The following is a 19,875-nucleotide window of genomic DNA, read 5'->3' on the forward strand; positions in this document are numbered from 1 at the left end:
TCCGCTGCCCGGCTTAAAAGCGAGTCAGCTTATCCTACACAATTTTTTAACAAAAACTGAGACTAGTACGACTTTTTACATCCACAGGTTACTTCCACGTGGTTTATTGCTTTAATACCCGGAGTTAATTCCACATTTGAATCAGGGCTTGATAATGCAAAAACTCATTAACTCAGTGCAAAACTACGCCTGGGGAAGTAAAAATGCGTTAACGGATCTCTACGGTATCGCGAACCCGAACAACCTGCCGATGGCGGAACTGTGGATGGGGGCGCACCCGAAGAGCAGCTCAAAAATTGAAGACGCCAGCGGCCAGGTACGCAGCCTGCGTGACGTGATTGATGCCGATAAAGCCGCGCTGCTGGGCGACAAGGTGGCTCAGCGCTTTGGCGAACTGCCGTTCCTGTTTAAGGTACTGTGTGCCGACCAGCCGCTCTCCATCCAGGTTCACCCGAACAAAAAAGCGTCTGAAATCGGCTTTGCCAAAGAGAACGCGGCGGGCATCCCGCTGGACGCTGCCGAGCGTAACTACAAGGATCCAAACCACAAGCCGGAGCTGGTTTTTGCGCTGACTCCCTTCCTGGCGATGAACGCGTTCCGCGAGTTTTCAGAGATTATCTCCCTGCTGCAGCCGGTCGCGGGTGCCAACAAGGCTATCGCCCACTTCCTCGAAAACCCTAACGCGGACGCGCTGAGCCAGCTGTTCGCCAGCCTGCTGAATATGCAGGGTGAAGAGAAATCTCACGCGCTGGCGTTGCTGAAAGCGGCCCTGGGCAGCCAGCAGGGTGAACCGTGGGAGACCATCCGCCTGATTTCCGAGTTTTACCCTGACGACAGCGGCCTGTTCTCCCCTCTGCTGCTGAACGTGGTGAAGCTGAACCCGGGCGAAGCGATGTTCCTGTTCGCGGAAACCCCGCACGCCTACCTGCAGGGCGTGGCGCTGGAGGTGATGGCCAACTCCGACAACGTGCTGCGCGCGGGCCTGACGCCGAAATACATCGACATTCCTGAGCTGGTTGCCAACGTGAAGTTCGTGGCGAAACCTGCCGTAGAGCTGCTGACTCAGCCGGTGAAAAACGGCGCCGAGCTGGACTTCCCGATTCCGGTTGAGGATTTTGCGTTTTCACTTCATGACCTGAGCCAGACGGAAACGGCTATCGCGCAGGAGAGCGCGGCGATCCTGTTCTGCGTCGAGGGCGAAGCAACGCTGCACAAAGGCGAGCAGCGTCTGGTTCTTCAGCCCGGTGAGTCAGCATTCGTTGCAGCCAATGAGTCTCCGGTCAGCGTGAGCGGCACCGGTCGTCTGGCGCGCGTTTTTAATAAGCTTTAAGCACTTACTGAATTTTTTAACAACTCTTGCTAAGCTAGTTGAAGGCTTAATATCTCCGGGCGGTTTTTACCGCCTGGTTTCATTTTAGGGATAGTCGCAATGAAAAAATCGGTCGTAGCGGTTGGAGTGATTGTAGCGTTAGGCGTGGTCTGGACGGGTGCCTCCTGGTTTACCGGGAAACAGCTGGAAGGCCGTCTGGCTGAGATGGTGGCGCAGGCTAACGGAGAGATTAAGCGCAGCGCGCCGGAGGCGGGTCTGGAGCTGAGCTACCAGAACTATCAGCGCGGCGTGTTCACCAGCCGTATGCAGCTGGTGGTGAAGCCGGTGGCCGGTGCGGCAAACGGCTGGCTGAAGCCGGGTCAGAGCGTGGTGCTGGATGAAGTGGTAAGCCACGGTCCGCTGCCGCTGGCGCAGTTAAAGTCGTTTAACCTCATCCCTTCCATGGCGTCCGTTCATACCGTCCTGGTGAATAACGACGTCACCAAACCTCTGTTTGACCTGGCAAAGAACGAATCACCTTTCGACATTAACACACGCATTAGCTACTCCGGTGATACCAGTTCTGATATCGCGCTGAAAGCGCTGAACTACGAGAAAGAGAACGAAAAAGTCGCCTTCAGCGGCGGCCATTTCAAACTCGATGCGGATCGGGACGGCAACGTCTTCTCCATGACGGGTGAAGCGGAAAGCGGCCTGGTCAACGCCGTGAACGAATATAATCAAAAGGTTCAGCTCACCTTCAACAACCTGAAAGCCGACGGCAACAGCCGTATGACCGACTTTAAAGAGCGTATCGGCGATCAGAAGCTCTCCGTGGATAAGATTGCTATCGCAATTGAAGGGAAAGAGATGGCCGTGCTGGAAGGCATGGACGTTAACGGTCAATCCGACGTATCCAAAGACGGTAAGAGCATCAACACCCAGCTGGATTACACGCTGAAGAGCCTGAAAGTGCAGAATCAGGATCTGGGCACCGGCAAGCTGTCGTTGAAGATCGGCAATATCGACGGCCAGGCGTGGCACGAGTTTAGCCAGAAATACAGCAAAGAGAGCCAGGCGCTGCTGACCGACGCAGCGCTGCAGCAGAACCCGGAAGTGTACCAGCAGCAGGCGATGGCGGTGCTGTTCAATAACCTGCCAATCCTGCTGAAAGGCGAGCCGGTGGTCACCGTTGCGCCGCTAAGCTGGAAAAACAGCAAAGGCGAAACCAGCTTTAACCTGTCGCTGTTCCTGAAAGATCCTGCCGCCGCCACGGGTGAACCGCAGACGCTGGCGCAGGAAGTGGATCGCAGCGTGAAGTCGCTCGACAGCAAGCTGACCATCCCGATGGATATGGCGACCGAGTTTATGACCCAGATTGCGAAGCTGGAAGGCTATGGCGATGAAGATGCCGGCAAGCTGGCGAACCAGCAGGTAAAAGGTCTGGCGGCGATGGGTCAGATGTTCCGCATCACCAAAGTGGAAGACAACACCATTTCCACCAGCCTGCAATATGCCAACGGCCAGGTAACGCTGAACGGCGACAAAATGCCGCTGGAAGAGTTTGTTGGCATGTTTGGTATGCCGACGCTGGGGATGCCGGAACCGGCTGAACCCGCAGCGCCAGCCGTACCGGCGGCACCGCAGCAGTAAACAGAAAAACCCCTCTTACGAGGGGTTTTTTAATGTCGTTATCCCTTCCATCCCTGCAGGAAATCCAGCAGCAAGGCGTTAACTTTCTCAGGCTGTTCCTCCTGAGGAAGATGGCCGCACTCGTCGATACCGTACGCCCGCAGGTTATCCGCCATTTCAGCCCAGACGCTTTGCATATCGAAGAGCTTGCCGACCGCGTGAAAATCATTGCCCCACAGCGACATTACCGGACAGGTGATTTTCACGTCAGCGTCGGCAAGATCCTGCGCCACATCTTCCGCGTTGGCGCGATAGTCAGCCATCGCGCCTCGCACGGCTCCGGGCGCCTGATACGCGCGAACATAGGTGTCAAACGCCTCGCCGCTGATGGTTGACGGATCGTAGGTCCAGTCCGAGAAAAAGTGGCGCAGCCAGATATTTTCACGTCCCGCAATCAGCGCTTCCGGGAGATCGGGCACAAGATGGAACAGGAAGAACCAGTATGCGCGGGCGATGGACGCATTCAAATCGCGCGCCACAATGCGCGTTGGCACGTTATCCATCACCACCAGACGATCCACCAGCTCTGGGTAATCTTTTGCAAACCGCGTCGCGACGCGCGCGCCGCGATCGTGCCCCACCAGGACCACCTTCTGTAAGCCCAGCGCACGCATCAGCTCCCGGATGTCCCGCGCCATGTTCCGTTTATCATAGCCAGAAGCCGGTTTATCCGTTTCGCCATATCCTCGTAAATCCGGGGCGATTACGCGGTAGTGCCGGGACAATACCGGCATTTGGTAGCGCCAGGCATAGTTTGTTTCAGGAAAACCGTGAAGAAGAATAACCGGCGCGCCTTCCCCCTCTTCAACCACAAACTGGCGGATGCCGTTCGCCGTTACGGTGTAACTTTTCATATTCGTAACCTCACTTTATTTCAGCAGAGGCACGTTGGCCGCACGTTGATAAGGCCCGTAATTTACAGGGTTCCAGCTATAGCCCTGCTGCCAGGCGGTGATATGCCCAATCCCCGGGAAAGGCAGATGCGCTGCGGCCATCCACTCACCGTCTTTCGCCAGCGCGTTAAATTCCTGCGCCCGGGACGAGATGGCTTTTTTCGAATCGACGTCAAAGCGAATAGACACTTCAGGATGCGGGAACTGGACGGCTGGCGCATGAATCAGATCCCCAATGAAGTTAATAGCCTTCCCCTGAGACGCAAAGCGATAAACGGTACTGCCAGGCGTATGACCAACGGCATAGGCTGTCTGGACTTCCGGGATGGGCGAGGCAGGCGGAACGAAGGTTTTGAGATGTCCGGAGGCTTTATACTCAGACAACGCTTTTCGGGCGATAGCGAAATACTCCTTCGCATTAGCCGGCGCGCTCGCTTCTTTTGCAGGATCGAGCCAGTAGTCGGCCTCCCCCTGCGGTACGTAGACGGTGGCATTAGGGAACAACGCTTTACCGTCCGCATCGCTCAGGCCACAAACATGATCAAGATGAAGATGCGTCAGGAAAATGGTATCAACCTGCTCAGGACGATAGCCTGATGCTTTCATATTGTTGACCAGCTGGCCGGCCGTTTCCGGCACGCAGTGCCCCGCTCCGCTGTCAATCATGACCAGATGTTTACCGGTATTAACCAGGAAAGCGTTAAACGCGGTCGGCATGCGTTCGGCATCAATTTTATGCTGAGCCAGCAGCTTACGAATCTTGTCGTCTGAAAGGCCGTGCAGTAATGACGGCGAAAGGTCGTTATAGCCGTCGAACAGCGCCGTGACCTCATATTCCCCTACCGCCAGACGATAATAGCCGGGGACCTGCTGTTTCACCTGCGCAGGTGCGTCAGCCCAGGCGGCACTTACCAGCAGCAGGCTGCTGAATGCCAGAACCGTTTTCAACTTTTTCATCTTCTCTCCAGATTCATTTTTTCACAACGTGAAGAGACTATGGCAGCACAACGATAAATACTGTAGATATGTACTTTGATAAGGCAGCATAACGAAAAACGATATAATGAAGCTGGAAGATATTGAAGTGTTTGTCGAAGCCATCAAGGCCGGTAGCCTGGCGGGCGCCGCGCGTCGGCTCTCGATGAGCGCCATGGCGGCGTCACGCTCTCTTAACAATCTTGAGGCCGAGCTGGGAGTCAGACTGGTGCATCGCACCACGCGATCCCTCTCACCCACCAGCGATGGGGACGTTTTTTTGCCTCATGCGCAGGCGCTGCTGGAAGATAAAAATAACGCGCTGGCCGATCTGTTTCCCGACGGTACGCACCTGTCCGGACGTCTTCGCATTACCGCCTCAGCCGCGTTTGGACGCAAGATCGTTGCGCCGATGTTGCCGCTGTTTATGCAGCAACATCCTGCCCTGCAGGTTGACCTGCTGGCAACCGATGAGCAAATTGATATTGTCGGGAAAGGCATAGACGTGGCGTTACGCATTGCACCGCTGCGCGATAACCGGTTGGTTGCACACCGCATCTGTGATAACCCTCGCGAGCTTTGCGCCAGCGCGGAGTATCTGGCCGCGTACGGTTCGCCGACATTACTTAACGATCTGGCTGGACATAGCTGCCTGACCACCTCAGAGACGACGCACTGGTCGTTTGAAAAGGGTGAACAGCGCTACAAACAAAAGGTGTCAGGCCGATTCTCGGCTAACTCTATTGAGGCCATTTTCGAGGCTTGCCTGGGAGGACTCGGCATCGCAAATTTATCCCGCTGGTACGTAGAGCCTGCCATCGCAGAGGGTAAACTTGTGCGGATCGTCCTTGAAGATGCTCAGCCGGAATCGCTGGCCATTTGGGCTGTCTACCCAACGTCACGCCTGATCCCGGCAAAAGTGCGAAAATTTGTAGAAGCACTGGAGACACAGCTGACGCTCAACCCGCTAACGCAGTAGAGCTGAATTATTTCACCGTCACCAGCCGCGCCGCCACAATCTGGTGCCCGGCCTGGACATCCGTATTGTCGATGCGCTGCATAATTCTGTCTGCCAGCGTGTAGCCCATCTCCCGCGCAGGGGTGGTAGCCCAGACGATGGGGAGATCGTCCAGCGCGTTTTCACCAACGTCGGCGAAGGCCCCTAACGCCACCTGATGGCCGAAAAAGGTTTCCACCCCGCCCTCGCCGCTCTGACGCCCGGCGCGGATCAGGCCGAACCAGGCGCCCATGGCAATCACATCGTTGTAGCAAATCACGGCGCTGATCGTCGGGCTGCTTCGCAGCAGCGCGCCAATCGCTTCCGCCGCTTTTTTCTGGCTGGATTCACACTCCACGACCCATTCGCTGTGGAACGGCAGGCCGTATTTAATCAGCGTCGCGCAGTAGCCGCCGACACGCTCGGCGCGCGTCAGGGAGGAGCTTTTCCCGCCCAGCCAGGCAATGCGCTGATGCCCGCGGCGAATAAGATGTTCGGTCAACATTTGCGCGGCCTGCATGTTATCCGGGCGCAGCGTATCGGCCTCGTCCAGGTAGCTGGCGCGCGAGGCAAACACCAGCGGCACGCCTTTTTCGGCGGCACGCTCGCACAGTTCGCTGCCCACGCCCGACGCTCCGGCGACGATCACCCCGTCCACGCCCTGGGTCAGCAGCATATCGAGACGGGAGAGAAGCTGCCCGGCCTCGCGCCCGCCGTGCAGCAGGAAGACCATCCGCCCCTGCGCTTCCAGAGCCTCGGTTAACCCGGCGGTCAGCTCCGCATAGAAAGGTGACGTCAGGTCGCGGACAATCAGGCCAATCACCCCGCTTTGCCCGCCGCGCAGCGCCGACGCCTGGCGGTTACGCACAAAGCCCAGCTGTTCAACCGCCTCGTTCACCCGCTGACCGGTTGCGGGCGAGATACGCCCTTTCCCGCTCAGTACCAGAGAAACGGTGCTGACGGAGACGCCCGCCGCCAGCGCGACATCGTTGATGGTGATTTTTTTCGCTACAGCCATGTGTCGGCGTGACTCCCTGAAATGAGATCGGTAAAACGTTTTATCAATACGTTATCTTTATACTACCAGTCAAAGCCTGAGAATGTGATTCAGCGCGCACTAAACTTTGATAAAACGTTTTATCTTCTCGCAGCATTGAAGCAGACAAACCGATTTTAACAATAAAGGAGTCGTTCTATGACGGCGAAAGCAGCACAAAAAATATCGCTGTGGGAGTTTTTCCAGCAACTGGGTAAAACCTTTATGCTGCCCGTGGCGCTCCTCTCGTTCTGCGGGATCATGCTCGGGATCGGCAGCTCGCTGAGCAGTAAAGACGTCATCACGCTGATCCCGTTCCTCGGCACCCCCGTGCTGCAGGCGATCTTTATCTGGATGAGTAAGGTCGGCTCCTTCGCGTTTAGCTTCCTGCCCGTGATGTTCTGCATCGCCATCCCGCTGGGTCTGGCCCGCGAGAACAAAGGCGTCGCGGCGTTTGCCGGGTTTGTCGGTTACGCCGTGATGAACCTGGCGGTTAACTTCTGGCTGACCGCGAAGGGCATTCTGCCGACAACCGATGCTGCCGTGCTGAAGGCCAACAACATTCAGAGCGTGATCGGCATCCAGTCTATTGATACCGGGATCCTCGGAGCGGTGATCGCCGGGGTCATTATCTGGATGCTGCACGAGCGCTTCCACAATATCCGCCTGCCGGATGCCCTGGCCTTCTTCGGCGGTACCCGCTTCGTGCCGATTGTCACCCTGGTTGTCATGGGTCTGTTCGGCCTGATCATTCCGCTGATCTGGCCGGTCTTTGCGATGGGCATCAACGGCATTGGCCGCATCATCAACGGCGCGGGAGATTTTGGTCCGATGATCTTCGGCACCGGCGAGCGTCTGCTGCTGCCGTTCGGCCTGCAGCATATCCTGGTGGCCCTGATTCGCTTCACCGAAGCGGGCGGGACGATGGAGGTGTGCGGTCACGACGTAAGCGGTGCGCTGACCATCTTCCAGGCGCAGCTGAGCTGCCCGACTACCCACGGCTTCTCCGAAAGCGCCACCCGCTTCCTGTCTCAGGGTAAAATGCCGGCCTTCCTCGGCGGCCTGCCGGGCGCCGCGCTGGCAATGTACCACTGCGCGCGCCCGGAAAACCGTCATAAAATTAAAGGGCTGCTGATCTCCGGCGTGATTGCCTGCGTCGTCGGCGGCACCACCGAGCCTATCGAATTCCTGTTCCTGTTTGTTGCGCCGGTGCTGTATCTCATCCACGCGCTGCTGACCGGCCTGGGCTTCACCGTGATGGCGGTGCTGGGCGTCACCATCGGCAACACCGACGGCAACGTGATTGACTTCGTGGTGTTCGGGATCCTGCACGGCCTGTCCACCAAGTGGTATCTGGTGCCGGTCGTGGCGGCCATCTGGTTCGCGGTGTACTACGGTATCTTCCGCTTCGCCATCACCCGCTTTAACCTGAAAACGCCGGGCCGCGATACCGATACCGCCACCAGCGTTGAGCAGGCGGTGGCCGGTACCGTGGGCAAATCCGGGTACAACACCCCTGCCATTCTGGCGGCGCTGGGCGGTGCGGATAACATTACCTCGCTGGATAACTGCATCACCCGCCTGCGTCTGTCGGTGGCGGATATGTCAAAAGTGGATACCAACGCCCTGAAAGCCAACCGGGCCATCGGCGTGGTACAGTTAAATCAGCACAATTTGCAGGTGGTTATCGGCCCGCAGGTTCAGTCGGTGAAAGATGAGCTGGCAACCCTGATGCGAACAGTAGAAGCCTGATGCCTCAGCCCCCTCTCATGAGGGGGTTTTACTTTAAGGATTAACGTCATGTTTGATTTTTCTACCGTCGTGGATCGACACGGCACCTGGTGTACGCAGTGGGACTACGTCGCCGACCGTTTTGGCGCGGCGGATCTGCTGCCCTTCACCATTTCGGATATGGATTTCGCCACCGCCCCCTGCATTACCGACGCGCTGCATCAGCGCATCAACCACGGCGTGCTGGGCTACAGCCGCTGGAAAAACGACGAGTTTCTTGCCGCCGTTGCGCACTGGTTCCGGCAGCGCTTTAACAGCCGCATTGATAAAGAAACCATCGTTTATGGCCCTTCCGTCATCTACATGGTGTCAGAGCTGATTCGCCTCTGGTCAAAGCCCGGTGACGGCGTGGTGGTTCACACTCCGGCGTACGATGCGTTTTACAACGCGATTGGAGGCAATGCGCGTCAGGTTGTGCCCGTTGAGATGGAAAAGCAGGCGGCTGGCTGGCAGGGCAATATGGCGGCGCTTGAAGCGGCCCTGGCGAAACCGGAAAACAAAATTTTGCTGCTGTGCAGCCCGCAAAACCCGACCGGAAAAGTATGGACTCTTGAAGAATTGAACCATATGGCCGAGCTTTGCGAACGCTATGACGTGGCGGTAATCAGCGATGAAATTCATATGGACATGGTGTGGGGGACGCATCGCCACACCCCGTGGAACGCTGTGGCGCGCGGCAAATGGGCGCTTCTCACCTCCGGCTCGAAAAGCTTTAATATTCCGGCGCTGACGGGCGCATACGGCCTGATTGGCGATGAGGAGAGCCGTACCGGCTATCTCAGCGCGCTAAAAGGCCGGGACGGACTCTCTTCCCCTTCCGTGCTGGCGCTCACGGCACATATCGCCGCCTATCAGCAGGGAGAGCCGTGGCTGGACGCCTTGCGGCGCTATCTGGAAGAGAATCTGTTGTATATCGCGCAGGAATTAAACAGCGCTTTTCCGAAACTTAACTGGCAGCCGCCGGAAGCAACCTATCTGGCCTGGATTGACCTGCGTCCGCTAAACGTTGACGACAGGGCACTGCAAAAAGTGCTGATCGAGCAGCAAAAAGTCGCCATCATGCCGGGATACACGTACGGAAAAGAGGGCAACGGCTTCGTGCGCCTTAACGCCGGCTGTCCGCGCAGCAAGCTGGAACAAGGGGTTCAGCGCCTCATCGCCGGGATCAACACGCTCCTGTAATTTGTTTGCGCAACGGAATATTCCCTTGCGCAAATAGCTTTTTACCCCGTTTTGTTTTTATAATATGGCGCACTTTAACCAGAAAAGAGTGCGACCATGATTGATACACGCCTACCTTTAACTGATATTCATCGTCACCTTGACGGTAACATTCGTGCCCAAACCATCCTCGATCTTGGCCGCCAGTTCAACTTAACGCTTCCCGCTCAGACGCTTGAGTCATTGATCCCACACGTTCAGGTCACCTCCAATGAACCGGACCTGGTCAGCTTCCTGAGCAAGCTCGACTGGGGCGTGAAGATGCTGGCCTCGCTGGATGCCTGCCGCCGCGTGGCGTTTGAGAATATTGAAGATGCGGCGCGTAACGGCCTGCATTACGTCGAGCTGCGCTTCTCGCCGGGCTATATGGCGATGACCCACGGCCTGCCCGTTGCAGGCGTGGTGGAGGCCGTCATTGAAGGCGTCCGCGAAGGGTGTAAAACCTTCGACGTTCAGGCCCGCCTGATCGGCATTATGAGCCGCACGTTCGGCGAGGCCGCCTGCCTGCAGGAGCTTGAAGCGCTGCTGGCGCACCGCGATGCCATCACCGCCGTCGACCTCGCCGGCGATGAGCTGGGCTTCCCGGGCAGCCTGTTCCTCTCCCACTTCAACCGCGCGCGCGATGCCGGCTGGCACATTACCGTGCATGCGGGGGAAGCAGCGGGCCCGGAAAGCATCTGGCAGGCCATCCGCGAACTGGGTGCCGAGCGTATCGGCCACGGCGTGAAGGCGGTAGAAGATCGCGCCCTGATGGATTTCCTGGCGGAGCAGCGTATCGGGATTGAGTCGTGCCTGACGTCCAACATTCAGACCAGCACAGTGGCAACGCTGGCGCAGCACCCGCTGAAAACGTTCCTTGAGCACGGAGTGCTGGCCTCGCTGAACACGGACGATCCGGCGGTTCAGGGCGTGGATATCATCCACGAGTACAACATCGCCGCACCGCAGGCTGGCCTGAGCCGCGAGCAGATCCGTCAGGCGCAGGTAAACGGGCTGGAAATAGCCTTCCTTACGCCTGAAGAGAAGCAGGCGCTGCGGGATAAAGTGGCGCGCGGTTAACGCCGCTGCCGGGTGGCGCTGGCGCTTACCCGGCTTACAAAAATTATGCCAGACAAAGCGTGGCGCGATGTTTGGCAGATTCAATCCCCAGCTCAATCAGCTCCATAATCTGGATCGCCTGGCTGGCCGGAACCGGGTTCTCCCCCGTTCCGTTCAGCGCATCGCGGATGGCTGCATAATAGGCCGGATAGTTACCCGGGATCGTTAACAGGGTTTCCTCAACCAGCTCCTCACCTTCCGCCCGCGTCACGACGCCGTCGCGCATATCATAGCCCCAGTCTTCCTGCGGCAGACGTTCACCGTTTTTAAGCCGGTCTTCCTGCGGATCGAGGCCAAACTTCACGTAGCTCCCGCGCGTGCCGTGAATGATAAAGCGGGTAGATTCCGCGGCTGCGACCATCGTGCCGTGCAGCACAATCCGGCGCTGCGGGTAACTCAACACCGCGTGGAAGTAATCGGTTGTCTGCGCCCCGGGCCTGAGCTGGGCCAGATCGACCGTCATGCTCACCGGCAGACCAAACAGATTCACGGCCTGGTCCAGCAGATGCGGGGCTAAATCGTACCAGATGCCGCTGCCCGGACCGGCCTGCTCGCGCCAGCGGTTTCTTACCTGCGGACGGAAGCGGTCAAAGTGCGATTCAAAAAAAACGATCTCCCCTAACGTGCCTTCCCCGATAAGTGTCTTAACCGTCAGGAAGTCGCTGTCCCAGCGGCGGTTATGGAAAACGGACAGCACTCTGCCCAGGCTTTTCGCCAGCGCCTCCAGCTCACGCGCCTGTGACAACGTCACGGTGAGGGGTTTGTCAACAATGATGTGCTTCCCGGCTTCCAGCGCGGCTTTCGCCAGCGGGAAGTGCGTGTCGTTCGGGGTGGGAATAACAATTAAATCGATATTCGGATCGTTGAAAAGGTGTTTAGGCTCGGAGACAACCGGCACGGCGGGCCAGTCAGCGTGAACTTTGGCGGCGTCGCTGCTGGATACCGCAGCCAGCGCCATTCCCGGCGTTCCGGCTATCAGAGGCGCATGAAACGTTTTGCTCGCGTACCCGTAGCCTATAAGCCCGACGCGGATGTTATCACTCATCGTGTTATCCTCTTTATGCGTTTCTTATTTCATACTGGCCTGTCTGGCATTGTCCTCATTAATAATGAGCCATGGCGCTTAAAATAGCAGGCTGTAGCGGCTATTTTTGTTACATAGTATTAACCTTCTGATTTTGTTTAAGGGAATCGTCCCCAAAGCGCTTGCCGTCAGAGAAACAGCGCTGTAACATTTGCGCCCTGTATTTATGGATAAATTACAACAGTGAATCATGGCATCAATTATTAATCGAATCATTGAATTAGCGGGATGGATTGTTCTTGGGGTTTCGGTCATTTTGCTCGGCGTAGCCAGCCATATTGATAACTACCAGCCGCCGGAGCCTGCTGCCGTCACCCATCCTAAGTAACCGGTTGCTGCTATAAAGAGTGACATAATGTGTCAGTTTCATATTGCCAGCCCCGGTGAACGCGGTTAACCTTCTCTTCCAGGCATCACCTTCGGTGCCTGAACTTCAGCAAAGAAAACTCCTAATTTCGTCGCGTTATCTGAGTGGGCTGTTTACGTCTGTATTAATCCGTTTATTATTCGACCGAATTACCTTAACTGGTATTACTCACTTTTATATGGAAAATTATTAATATGACAGTTCAGGACTATTTATTAAAATTTCGCAAGATCAATTCGCTTGAGAGCCTGGAAAAACTGTTTGACCATCTGAACTACACCCTGTCGGATAATCAGGACATTATCAATATGTATCGCGCCGCGGATCATCGCCGTGCGGAGCTGGTCTCCGGCGGACGCTTGTTCAACGTCGGCGAAGTGCCGAAGTCCGTATGGCGTTACGTTTTATAAGAAAGTAGCCATCCGCGCGAAATGTTATATACTCTCCGCCCTGCAAACTGGCTGTACAACATTTCGCGCAGATAATGGGAGAGTTCATGACCGCAACGCCTGGAGAACGCATCGGAGGCTGGTTAATCGCCCCACTGGCATGGCTGCTGGTTGCCTTATTAAGCGCATCGCTTGCGCTGCTGCTTTATACCACCGCATTGATTACCCCTCACGCCATTAAGACCCTGATGTCGCAAAGCGTGCTGAATATAGCGATGTGGTTTGTGTCGTTCGTTTTCGCGATTGGGATGTGGTACTACACCCTGTGGCTGACCATCGCCTTCTTTAAGCGCCGCAAGAGTGTGCCTAAGCACTATATAATCTGGCTGCTCATTTCGGTTCTGCTGGCGGTTAAAGCGTTTGCTTTCTCGCCCGTGTCTGACGCGCTTGCTGTCCGCCAGCTGCTTTTCCCGTTACTGGCTGCGGCGCTGCTGGTGCCCTATTTCAAGCGTTCAACGCGTGTGAAAAACACCTTCGTGAACCCGTAATAACCTTACAGATAACCTGTTGTCGCCTGCCCCGGTTTGTCCGATAATAGGCGGCTTTTTTATTTCAGGCTAAATAATGACCGATTACTTACTGCTCTTTGTCGGCACTGTGCTGGTTAACAACTTCGTTCTGGTGAAGTTCCTTGGCCTGTGCCCGTTTATGGGCGTGTCCAAAAAGCTGGAAACGGCGATGGGCATGGGGCTGGCGACGACCTTTGTCATGACGATGGCGTCTATCTGCGCCTGGCTGATTGACACCTGGATCCTCATCCCGCTGGGGTTAATCTATCTCCGGACGCTGGCGTTTATTCTGGTCATTGCGGTAGTGGTGCAATTTACTGAAATGGTGGTGCGTAAAACCAGCCCGGCGCTCTACCGCCTGCTGGGTATCTTCCTGCCGCTGATCACCACCAACTGCGCGGTGCTTGGCGTGGCGCTGCTGAACATCAATCTTGGCCATAACTTCATGCAGTCGGCGCTGTACGGTTTTTCCGCCGCCGTCGGTTTCTCCTTTGTTATGGTGCTGTTCGCGTCGATTCGCGAACGTCTGGCGGCAGCGGATATCCCTGCGCCATTTCGCGGTAACGCCATTGCGCTGGTGACCGCGGGTTTAATGTCTCTGGCCTTTATGGGCTTTAGTGGTCTGGTGAAGTTGTAATGAGTGCTATCTGGATTGCCATCGCCTCTATCAGCGTCCTGGGGTTGGTGTTTGGCCTTGTCCTGGGCTATGCCTCCCGCCGTTTCGCGGTAGAGGACGATCCTGTTGTTGAGAAAATTGATGAGCTTTTGCCGCAAAGTCAGTGTGGACAGTGCGGCTACCCGGGCTGCCGCCCTTACGCTGAAGCGGTAGGCATTCAGGGTGAAAAAATTAACCGCTGCGCGCCCGGCGGCGAAGCGGTAATGCTGAAAATTGCCGCCCTGCTTAACGTCGACCCGCAGCCCGTAGATGGCGATGCCGAAGCGCAGGAGCCGGTTCGCGCCCTTGCCGTGATCGACGAGGCAAACTGCATCGGCTGCACCAAATGTATTCAGGCCTGCCCGGTTGACGCCATTGTTGGCGCGACCCGCGCCATGCACACCGTTGTGGCGGATCTGTGCACCGGCTGCAACCTCTGCGTGGCCCCCTGCCCGACGCAATGTATAGAGCTGCGCCCGGTTGAAACGACTACCGAAAGCTGGAAGTGGGATCTTCAAACCATTCCGGTTCGCAATATTCCTGTGGAACAACATGCTTAAGTTATTTTCTGCTTTCAGAAAAGAGAAGATTTGGGACTTTGACGGCGGTATCCATCCGCCAGAGATGAAAACCCAGTCCAACGGCACGCCGCTGCGTCAAATTCCGCTGGCGACGCGTTACGTCATGCCGCTCAAGCAGCATATTGGCGCTGAGGGCGAGCTGTGCGTGAAAGAAGGCGATACGGTGCTGCGCGGTCAGCCGCTGACCTTCGGACGCGGACGTATGCTGCCGGTCCACGCCCCAACATCCGGGAAAGTGGTGGCGATTGCCCCTCATACGGTGGCGCATCCGTCCGCGCTGTCGGAACTGAGCGTGATTATTGAAGCCGACGGTGAAGATCGCTGGATTGACCGTGACGGCTGGAGCGACTACCGCAGCCAGAGCCGCGACGCGCTTATCGAACGTATCCATCAGTTCGGCGTCGCGGGGCTTGGCGGCGCGGGCTTCCCGACCGGCGTCAAGCTGAGCGGCGGCGGCGATAAGATTCAGACGCTGATTATCAATGCCGCCGAGTGCGAGCCGTATATCACCGCAGACGATCGTCTGATGCAGGACTGTGCCGCCCAGGTGGTGGAAGGCATCCGCATCCTCGCCCACATCTTGCAGCCGCGAGAAGTGCTGATTGGTATCGAAGACAATAAACCGCAGGCTATCTCGATGCTGCGCGCCGTGCTGGCCGGTAGCCATGATATCGCCCTGCGCGTTATCCCGACCAAGTACCCCTCTGGCGGCGCAAAGCAGCTGACGCAAATCCTCACCGGAAAGCAGGTGCCGCACGGCGGACGCTCGTCGGATATCGGCGTGCTGATGCAAAACGTCGGAACCGCTTACGCCGTCAAGCGTGCGGTGATTGACGGCGAGCCGTTGACCGAGCGCGTGGTAACGCTGACCGGAGGGTCAGTTTCTCGTCCGGGTAACGTCTGGGCGCGCCTCGGCACGCCGGTGCGCCATCTGCTGGAACAGGCTGAATTTTGCCCGGCCAGCGACCAGATGGTGATCATGGGCGGCCCGCTGATGGGCTTTACTCTGCCGTGGCTCGATGTCCCGGTGGTGAAAATCACCAACTGCCTGCTCGCCCCTTCCCCAACCGAAATGGGGGAAGAGCAGGAAGAGAAAGGCTGCATCCGCTGCAGCGCCTGTGCCGACGCCTGCCCGGCGGATCTCCTCCCGCAGCAGCTGTACTGGTACAGCAAAGGCCAGCTGCACGATAAAGCAAAAGCCCATAACCTGGCCGACTGCATCGAATGCGGTGCCTGCGCCTGGGTCTGCCCAAGCAACATTCCGCTGGTGCAGTACTTCCGCCAGGAGAAGGCCGAAATTTATGCCATCTCCATGGAAGAGAAACGCGCCGCGGAAGCCAAGGCACGTTTCGAAGCGCGTCAGGCGCGTCTCGAACGTGAGAAGATGGCCCGTCAGGAACGTCATAAGCAGGCCGCCGTTCAGCCTGCCGGGAAAGATCAGGATGCAATCAACGCCGCACTGGCGCGCGTTCGCGAGAAAAAAGCCAATGCCGCCCAGACGCTGGTGATCCAGGCCGGTGATAAACCGGATAACAGCGAAGCGATTGCCGCCCGCGAAGCGCGCAAGGCAGCGGCCCGCGCCCGTCAGGCGGAAAAAGCGCAAACGGCGCAGCCGGAAGCTGAAATCGATCCACGCAAAGCGGCCGTTGAAGCGGCCATCGCCCGCGCTAAAGCGCGCAAAGCAGCGCAGCAGACGCCTGCCGCAGAACCCGAAGTACCGGTCGACCCGCGTAAAGCCGCCGTTGAAGCGGCCATCGCCCGCGCCAAAGCGCGCAAAGCGGCGCAGCAGGAAGAGCAGCCGCAGGCCGCAAACGACGACCCGCGCAAGGCCGCCGTCGCGGCCGCGATCGCGCGCGTTCAGGCGAAGAAAGCCGCACAGCAAGCCGTAAACGAGGATTAAATGGTTTTCAGAATCGCAAGTTCCCCCTACACCCATAACCAGCGTCAGACCTCGCGCATTATGATGCTGGTCTGCCTGGCCGCGCTGCCGGGCATTGCCGTTCAGTGCTGGTTTTTCGGCTGGGGAACCCTGTTCCAGATAGCTCTGGGATGCGCCAGCGCCGTCGCGGCGGAAGCCCTCGTGCTGAAGCTGCGCAAGATGGCGGTTTCCCGCATCCTGGCCGACAACTCCGCGCTGCTGACCGGCCTGCTGCTGACCATCAGCATTCCCCCGCTTGCCCCGTGGTGGATGGTGGTGCTCGGCACCGTGTTTGCCGTGATTATTGCCAAACAGCTCTATGGCGGCCTCGGTCATAACCCGTTTAACCCGGCGATGATCGGCTACGTGGTGCTGCTGATCTCCTTCCCGGTGCAGATGACCAGTTGGCTCCCGCCGCACGAAATTGCGGCCACGGTTCCGGGCTTTGTGGATGCTTTGCAGGTGATCTTTACCGGCCATACGGCGCTGGGCGCGGATATGAACGCGCTGCGTATGGGCGTGGACGGTATCAGCCAGGCGACGCCGCTCGATACGTTCAAAACGTCCCTGCACGCCGGGCACAGCGTTGAGCAGATCATGAAATCCGCCATCTACAGCGGCATGCTGGCGGGCGCGGGCTGGCAGTGGGTCAACCTGGCGTATCTGCTGGGCGGGCTGTTCCTGCTGCAGCAGAAGGCCATTCGCTGGCATATTCCGGTCAGCTTCCTCGTGACGCTGGCATTCTGCGCCACGCTGGGCTGGATCGTCTCTCCTGAATCACTGGCCAGCCCGCAGATTCATCTGCTCTCCGGCGCGACCATGTTAGGCGCATTCTTTATACTGACGGATCCGGTGACGGCCTCCACCACCAACCGCGGTCGCCTGATCTTCGGCGCGCTGGCAGGGTTGCTGGTCTGGCTAATCCGCAGCTTCGGCGGTTATCCGGACGGCGTCGCGTTTGCCGTCCTGCTCGCCAATATTACCGTTCCGCTCATCGACTATTACACGCGGCCCCGCGTGTACGGCCATCGCTAAGGGTTTCGCCATGTTAAAAACGATGCAAAAACACGGCGTCACGCTGGCTGTCTTCGCCGCGGTTCTGACGGGGCTGACGGCACTGGTTAATGCCTTGACCAAAGCAACCATTGAAGAACAGGCGCTTAAGCAGCAAAAGGCGCTGTTCGACCAGGTGATCCCGTCCGATTTCTACGATAATGACCTGCAAAAAAGCTGCTTTGTGGTAGACGCCCCGCAGCTTGGAAAAGGCGCGCATCGCGTCTTTATCGCCCGTAAAGGGGATAAGCCGGTAGGCGCGGTAATGGAAGCCACGGCGCCTGACGGTTACTCTGGCGCCATACAGCTGCTCGTGGGCAGCGATTTTTCCGGTACCGTTCTCGGGACCCGCGTCACGCAGCATCATGAAACGCCGGGCCTGGGCGATAAAATCGAAACCCGTCTGAGCGACTGGATTTTGCACTTTGCCGGTAAAGTCATCCACGGCGAAGACGACACGGCATTTGCGGTGAAGAAAGACGGCGGCGAGTTTGACCAGTTCACGGGCGCAACCATCACGCCGCGGGCGGTGGTAAACGCCGTAAAACGCGCCGGGCTGTATGCCGAAACGCTGCCCGCGCAAATCAACAATCTTCCGGCCTGTGAGGAGTGATCATGAGCCAGGTTAAAGAGGTTATTGTCCAGGGGTTGTGGAAGAATAACTCCGCGCTGGTACAGCTGCTTGGGCTCTGTCCGCTGCTGGCGGTGACATCTACCGCTACCAACGCGCTCGGGCTGGGCCTGGCGACCACGCTGGTGCTGACCCTGACCAACTTCTCTATCTCCGTTTTGCGCCGCTGGACGCCGTCGGAAATCCGTATTCCGATTTACGTGATGATCATTGCGTCAGTGGTAAGCGTCGTGCAGATGCTTATCAACGCTTACGCGTTTGGCCTGTACCAGTCGCTCGGGATTTTTATTCCGCTTATCGTGACCAACTGTATCGTGGTCGGCCGCGCTGAGGCTTTCGCGGTAAAAAACAACCCGGCCATTTCCGCTCTGGATGGGTTTTCCATCGGTATGGGCGCGACTGCCGCCATGTTCGTCCTCGGCTCAGTGCGTGAAATTCTGGGCAACGGGACGCTCTTCGACGGCGCAGATGCGCTGCTGGGAGGCTGGGCCAAAGTGCTGCGCACCGAAGTGTTCCACACCGACACGCCATTCCTGCTGGCGATGCTGCCGCCTGGCGCGTTTATTGGCCTTGGCATGATGCTGGCGGTAAAATACCTGATTGATGAAAAACGTAAGCGCCGCGCGGCAGAGCGCAGCGTTCTGGAAGGGACACCCGAGAAGGCTTCATGAATAAAGATAAGCGCATTGCGATCCTGACCCGTCTGCGGGACGAGAACCCGCACCCGACGACGGAGCTGAATTTTACCTCTCCGTTTGAGCTGCTGATCGCGGTGCTGCTCTCTGCGCAGGCGACCGATGTGAGCGTCAACAAAGCCACTGCCCTGCTCTATCCGGTCGCCAATACGCCAAAGGCGATGCTGGGGCTGGGCGTGGAGGGCGTTAAGTCTTATATCAAAACCATCGGCCTGTTTAACAGCAAGGCGGAGAACGTCATTAAGACCTGCCGGATCCTGCTGGAACAGCACGGAGGCGAAGTGCCGGAAGATCGCGCCGCGCTGGAAGCCTTGCCGGGCGTGGGGCGTAAAACCGCGAACGTTGTGCTCAATACCGCATTTGGCTGGCCGACCATCGCCGTGGATACGCATATATTCCGCGTCTCAAACCGGACCAACTTCGCCCCAGGGAAAAATGTCGAGCAGGTTGAAGAGAAGCTGTTAAAAGTGGTCCCTGCCGAATTCAAGGTTGACTGCCATCACTGGCTTATTCTGCACGGTCGTTATACCTGCATAGCCCGAAAGCCGCGCTGCGGCTCCTGCATTATTGAAGATCTCTGCGAATATAAAGAAAAAGTTTATCCCTGACTTTTATCCGCAATCATATTTCCACACCAGGAGAAGGCCTTCCAGAAACCCTTCTCCTGACCATAATTCATCCGCCTTTTGCATCCTCTGACGCGTCACTTCTTCGGCTCTATAACGCTCAAACAGGTTAATACTTTTTTCATTGCCAAAAATTTCTATATATCTGTGATCCCGATCACTCTGATAACGTCATGTTGTTTTTTTGTTGTCAAAGTCATCGCAAACCCTTTGCCGGGCAAGATATAACCGAGTTTACCCGGAAGATAAGACCAGCTATTTTTCAGATTATGGGCTATATCACTGCAACAGACGG

General features: G+C 57.3%; 20 protein-coding genes. 16 read left to right on the forward strand and 4 right to left on the reverse strand.

From position 1 onward, the window contains the following. The first annotated feature begins 154 nt into the window (after nt 1-154). Complete coding sequence (manA, locus tag UTO39_RS04215) at nt 155-1,330, forward strand: mannose-6-phosphate isomerase (RefSeq protein WP_320726557.1); 1,176 nt, start codon at nt 155-157, stop codon at nt 1,328-1,330. A 99-nt stretch (nt 1,331-1,429) separates the two neighbouring features. Beyond that, entirely contained in the window at nt 1,430-2,962 is a 1,533-nt protein-coding gene (locus UTO39_RS04220) for a YdgA family protein (protein WP_151413871.1), read from the forward strand. Between the two features lie 38 nt (nt 2,963-3,000). Here UTO39_RS04220 and UTO39_RS04225 read toward each other — a convergent pair whose 3' ends face one another. Next, nucleotides 3,001-3,855 (reverse strand): alpha/beta fold hydrolase, encoded by an 855-nt coding sequence (locus UTO39_RS04225; protein ID WP_061098403.1) that lies wholly within the window; start codon nt 3,853-3,855, stop codon nt 3,001-3,003. A gap of 15 nt (nt 3,856-3,870) precedes the next feature. After that, on the reverse strand, nt 3,871-4,851 hold the full coding sequence (locus UTO39_RS04230) for an MBL fold metallo-hydrolase (RefSeq protein ID WP_320726558.1): 981 nt from the start codon (nt 4,849-4,851) through the stop codon (nt 3,871-3,873). Between the two features lie 106 nt (nt 4,852-4,957). Here UTO39_RS04230 and UTO39_RS04235 point away from each other — a divergent pair, with 106 nt between their 5' ends. Next, nucleotides 4,958-5,848 carry a LysR family transcriptional regulator gene (locus tag UTO39_RS04235; RefSeq protein ID WP_320726559.1) on the forward strand — a complete coding sequence of 297 codons (891 nt, stop codon included), beginning with the start codon at nt 4,958-4,960 and terminating at the stop codon, nt 5,846-5,848. 7 nt (nt 5,849-5,855) lie between these two features. Here the strand turns inward: UTO39_RS04235 and UTO39_RS04240 are convergent, their stop codons facing one another. Further along, nucleotides 5,856-6,884 (reverse strand): Mal regulon transcriptional regulator MalI, encoded by a 1,029-nt coding sequence (locus UTO39_RS04240; protein WP_253541739.1) that lies wholly within the window; start codon nt 6,882-6,884, stop codon nt 5,856-5,858. A 177-nt stretch (nt 6,885-7,061) separates the two neighbouring features. Between UTO39_RS04240 and malX the strand changes: the two genes are divergently transcribed. The 3 genes from malX (at nt 7,062) to add (ending at nt 10,973) form a co-directional block, all read left to right on the forward strand. After that, nucleotides 7,062-8,654, forward strand: coding sequence for a maltose/glucose-specific PTS transporter subunit IIBC (gene malX, locus UTO39_RS04245; protein ID WP_061098406.1), 1,593 nt, complete (start codon nt 7,062-7,064; stop codon nt 8,652-8,654). A 48-nt stretch (nt 8,655-8,702) separates the two neighbouring features. Further along, nucleotides 8,703-9,875 carry a MalY/PatB family protein gene (locus tag UTO39_RS04250; RefSeq protein ID WP_320726560.1) on the forward strand — a complete coding sequence of 391 codons (1,173 nt, stop codon included), beginning with the start codon at nt 8,703-8,705 and terminating at the stop codon, nt 9,873-9,875. 96 nt (nt 9,876-9,971) lie between these two features. Then, entirely contained in the window at nt 9,972-10,973 is a 1,002-nt protein-coding gene (add, locus tag UTO39_RS04255; protein WP_061098408.1) for an adenosine deaminase, read from the forward strand. Between the two features lie 43 nt (nt 10,974-11,016). Here add and UTO39_RS04260 read toward each other — a convergent pair whose 3' ends face one another. Then, nucleotides 11,017-12,057, reverse strand: coding sequence for an oxidoreductase (locus UTO39_RS04260; protein WP_320726561.1), 1,041 nt, complete (start codon nt 12,055-12,057; stop codon nt 11,017-11,019). A gap of 241 nt (nt 12,058-12,298) precedes the next feature. Here UTO39_RS04260 and blr point away from each other — a divergent pair, with 241 nt between their 5' ends. The 10 genes from blr to nth all read left to right on the forward strand — a co-directional run bounded on the left by blr (nt 12,299) and on the right by nth (nt 19,562). Beyond that, a complete protein-coding gene (blr, locus tag UTO39_RS04265) occupies nt 12,299-12,424 on the forward strand; it encodes a division septum protein Blr (RefSeq protein WP_168733269.1) in 126 nt (41 codons plus the stop codon). 233 nt (nt 12,425-12,657) lie between these two features. After that, the gene (gene ydgT / locus UTO39_RS04270; protein WP_013096896.1) at nt 12,658-12,873 is read left to right on the forward strand and encodes a transcription modulator YdgT; all 216 of its coding nucleotides are present in this window, start codon (nt 12,658-12,660) and stop codon (nt 12,871-12,873) included. Nucleotides 12,874-12,959: 86 nt separating this feature from the next. Further along, entirely contained in the window at nt 12,960-13,400 is a 441-nt protein-coding gene (locus UTO39_RS04275) for a DUF2569 domain-containing protein (RefSeq protein WP_151413875.1), read from the forward strand. Nucleotides 13,401-13,476: 76 nt separating this feature from the next. Next, nucleotides 13,477-14,058, forward strand: a complete 582-nt coding sequence (gene rsxA / locus UTO39_RS04280; protein ID WP_014883581.1) for an electron transport complex subunit RsxA — start codon at nt 13,477-13,479, stop codon at nt 14,056-14,058. Beyond that, nucleotides 14,058-14,636: an electron transport complex subunit RsxB gene (rsxB, locus tag UTO39_RS04285; protein WP_061098411.1), complete on the forward strand. Its 579-nt coding sequence runs from the start codon at nt 14,058-14,060 to the stop codon at nt 14,634-14,636. Before rsxA ends, rsxB begins: the two co-directional genes overlap by 1 nt. After that, a complete protein-coding gene (gene rsxC, locus UTO39_RS04290; protein WP_320726562.1) occupies nt 14,629-16,557 on the forward strand; it encodes an electron transport complex subunit RsxC in 1,929 nt (642 codons plus the stop codon). The genes rsxB and rsxC overlap by 8 nt, the downstream gene beginning before the upstream one ends. Beyond that, nucleotides 16,558-17,610, forward strand: a complete 1,053-nt coding sequence (gene rsxD, locus UTO39_RS04295; RefSeq protein ID WP_320726563.1) for an electron transport complex subunit RsxD — start codon at nt 16,558-16,560, stop codon at nt 17,608-17,610. Nucleotides 17,611-17,620: 10 nt separating this feature from the next. Continuing rightward, nucleotides 17,621-18,241 carry an electron transport complex subunit RsxG gene (gene rsxG / locus UTO39_RS04300; protein ID WP_320726564.1) on the forward strand — a complete coding sequence of 207 codons (621 nt, stop codon included), beginning with the start codon at nt 17,621-17,623 and terminating at the stop codon, nt 18,239-18,241. Between the two features lie 2 nt (nt 18,242-18,243). Beyond that, entirely contained in the window at nt 18,244-18,930 is a 687-nt protein-coding gene (locus UTO39_RS04305; RefSeq protein ID WP_320726565.1) for an electron transport complex subunit E, read from the forward strand. Further along, complete coding sequence (nth, locus tag UTO39_RS04310; protein WP_320726566.1) at nt 18,927-19,562, forward strand: endonuclease III; 636 nt, start codon at nt 18,927-18,929, stop codon at nt 19,560-19,562. The genes UTO39_RS04305 and nth overlap by 4 nt, the downstream gene beginning before the upstream one ends. The last annotated feature ends 313 nt before the right edge of the window (nt 19,563-19,875 follow it).

This window comes from Enterobacter sp. 118C5, assembly GCF_034107645.1.
In the GTDB taxonomy this organism is placed as follows: domain Bacteria; phylum Pseudomonadota; class Gammaproteobacteria; order Enterobacterales; family Enterobacteriaceae; genus Enterobacter; species Enterobacter nematophilus.

What these genes read in the sequence shown, in the direction of transcription:
- add (WP_061098408.1), top strand. Translation starts at nt 9,972, where the DNA reads ATGATTGATACACGCCTACCTTTAACTGATATTCATCGTCACCTTGAC.
- UTO39_RS04250 (WP_320726560.1), top strand. Translation starts at nt 8,703, where the DNA reads ATGTTTGATTTTTCTACCGTCGTGGATCGACACGGCACCTGGTGTACG.
- rsxA (WP_014883581.1), top strand. Translation starts at nt 13,477, where the DNA reads ATGACCGATTACTTACTGCTCTTTGTCGGCACTGTGCTGGTTAACAAC.
- UTO39_RS04305 (WP_320726565.1), top strand. Translation starts at nt 18,244, where the DNA reads ATGAGCCAGGTTAAAGAGGTTATTGTCCAGGGGTTGTGGAAGAATAAC.
- rsxD (WP_320726563.1), top strand. Translation starts at nt 16,558, where the DNA reads ATGGTTTTCAGAATCGCAAGTTCCCCCTACACCCATAACCAGCGTCAG.
- UTO39_RS04225 (WP_061098403.1), bottom strand. Translation starts at nt 3,855, where the DNA reads ATGAAAAGTTACACCGTAACGGCGAACGGCATCCGCCAGTTTGTGGTT.
- ydgT (WP_013096896.1), top strand. Translation starts at nt 12,658, where the DNA reads ATGACAGTTCAGGACTATTTATTAAAATTTCGCAAGATCAATTCGCTT.
- rsxG (WP_320726564.1), top strand. Translation starts at nt 17,621, where the DNA reads ATGTTAAAAACGATGCAAAAACACGGCGTCACGCTGGCTGTCTTCGCC.
- rsxC (WP_320726562.1), top strand. Translation starts at nt 14,629, where the DNA reads ATGCTTAAGTTATTTTCTGCTTTCAGAAAAGAGAAGATTTGGGACTTT.
- UTO39_RS04275 (WP_151413875.1), top strand. Translation starts at nt 12,960, where the DNA reads ATGACCGCAACGCCTGGAGAACGCATCGGAGGCTGGTTAATCGCCCCA.
- UTO39_RS04220 (WP_151413871.1), top strand. Translation starts at nt 1,430, where the DNA reads ATGAAAAAATCGGTCGTAGCGGTTGGAGTGATTGTAGCGTTAGGCGTG.
- manA (WP_320726557.1), top strand. Translation starts at nt 155, where the DNA reads ATGCAAAAACTCATTAACTCAGTGCAAAACTACGCCTGGGGAAGTAAA.
- UTO39_RS04240 (WP_253541739.1), bottom strand. Translation starts at nt 6,884, where the DNA reads ATGGCTGTAGCGAAAAAAATCACCATCAACGATGTCGCGCTGGCGGCG.
- nth (WP_320726566.1), top strand. Translation starts at nt 18,927, where the DNA reads ATGAATAAAGATAAGCGCATTGCGATCCTGACCCGTCTGCGGGACGAG.
- rsxB (WP_061098411.1), top strand. Translation starts at nt 14,058, where the DNA reads ATGAGTGCTATCTGGATTGCCATCGCCTCTATCAGCGTCCTGGGGTTG.
- UTO39_RS04230 (WP_320726558.1), bottom strand. Translation starts at nt 4,851, where the DNA reads ATGAAAAAGTTGAAAACGGTTCTGGCATTCAGCAGCCTGCTGCTGGTA.
- malX (WP_061098406.1), top strand. Translation starts at nt 7,062, where the DNA reads ATGACGGCGAAAGCAGCACAAAAAATATCGCTGTGGGAGTTTTTCCAG.
- UTO39_RS04235 (WP_320726559.1), top strand. Translation starts at nt 4,958, where the DNA reads ATGAAGCTGGAAGATATTGAAGTGTTTGTCGAAGCCATCAAGGCCGGT.
- UTO39_RS04260 (WP_320726561.1), bottom strand. Translation starts at nt 12,057, where the DNA reads ATGAGTGATAACATCCGCGTCGGGCTTATAGGCTACGGGTACGCGAGC.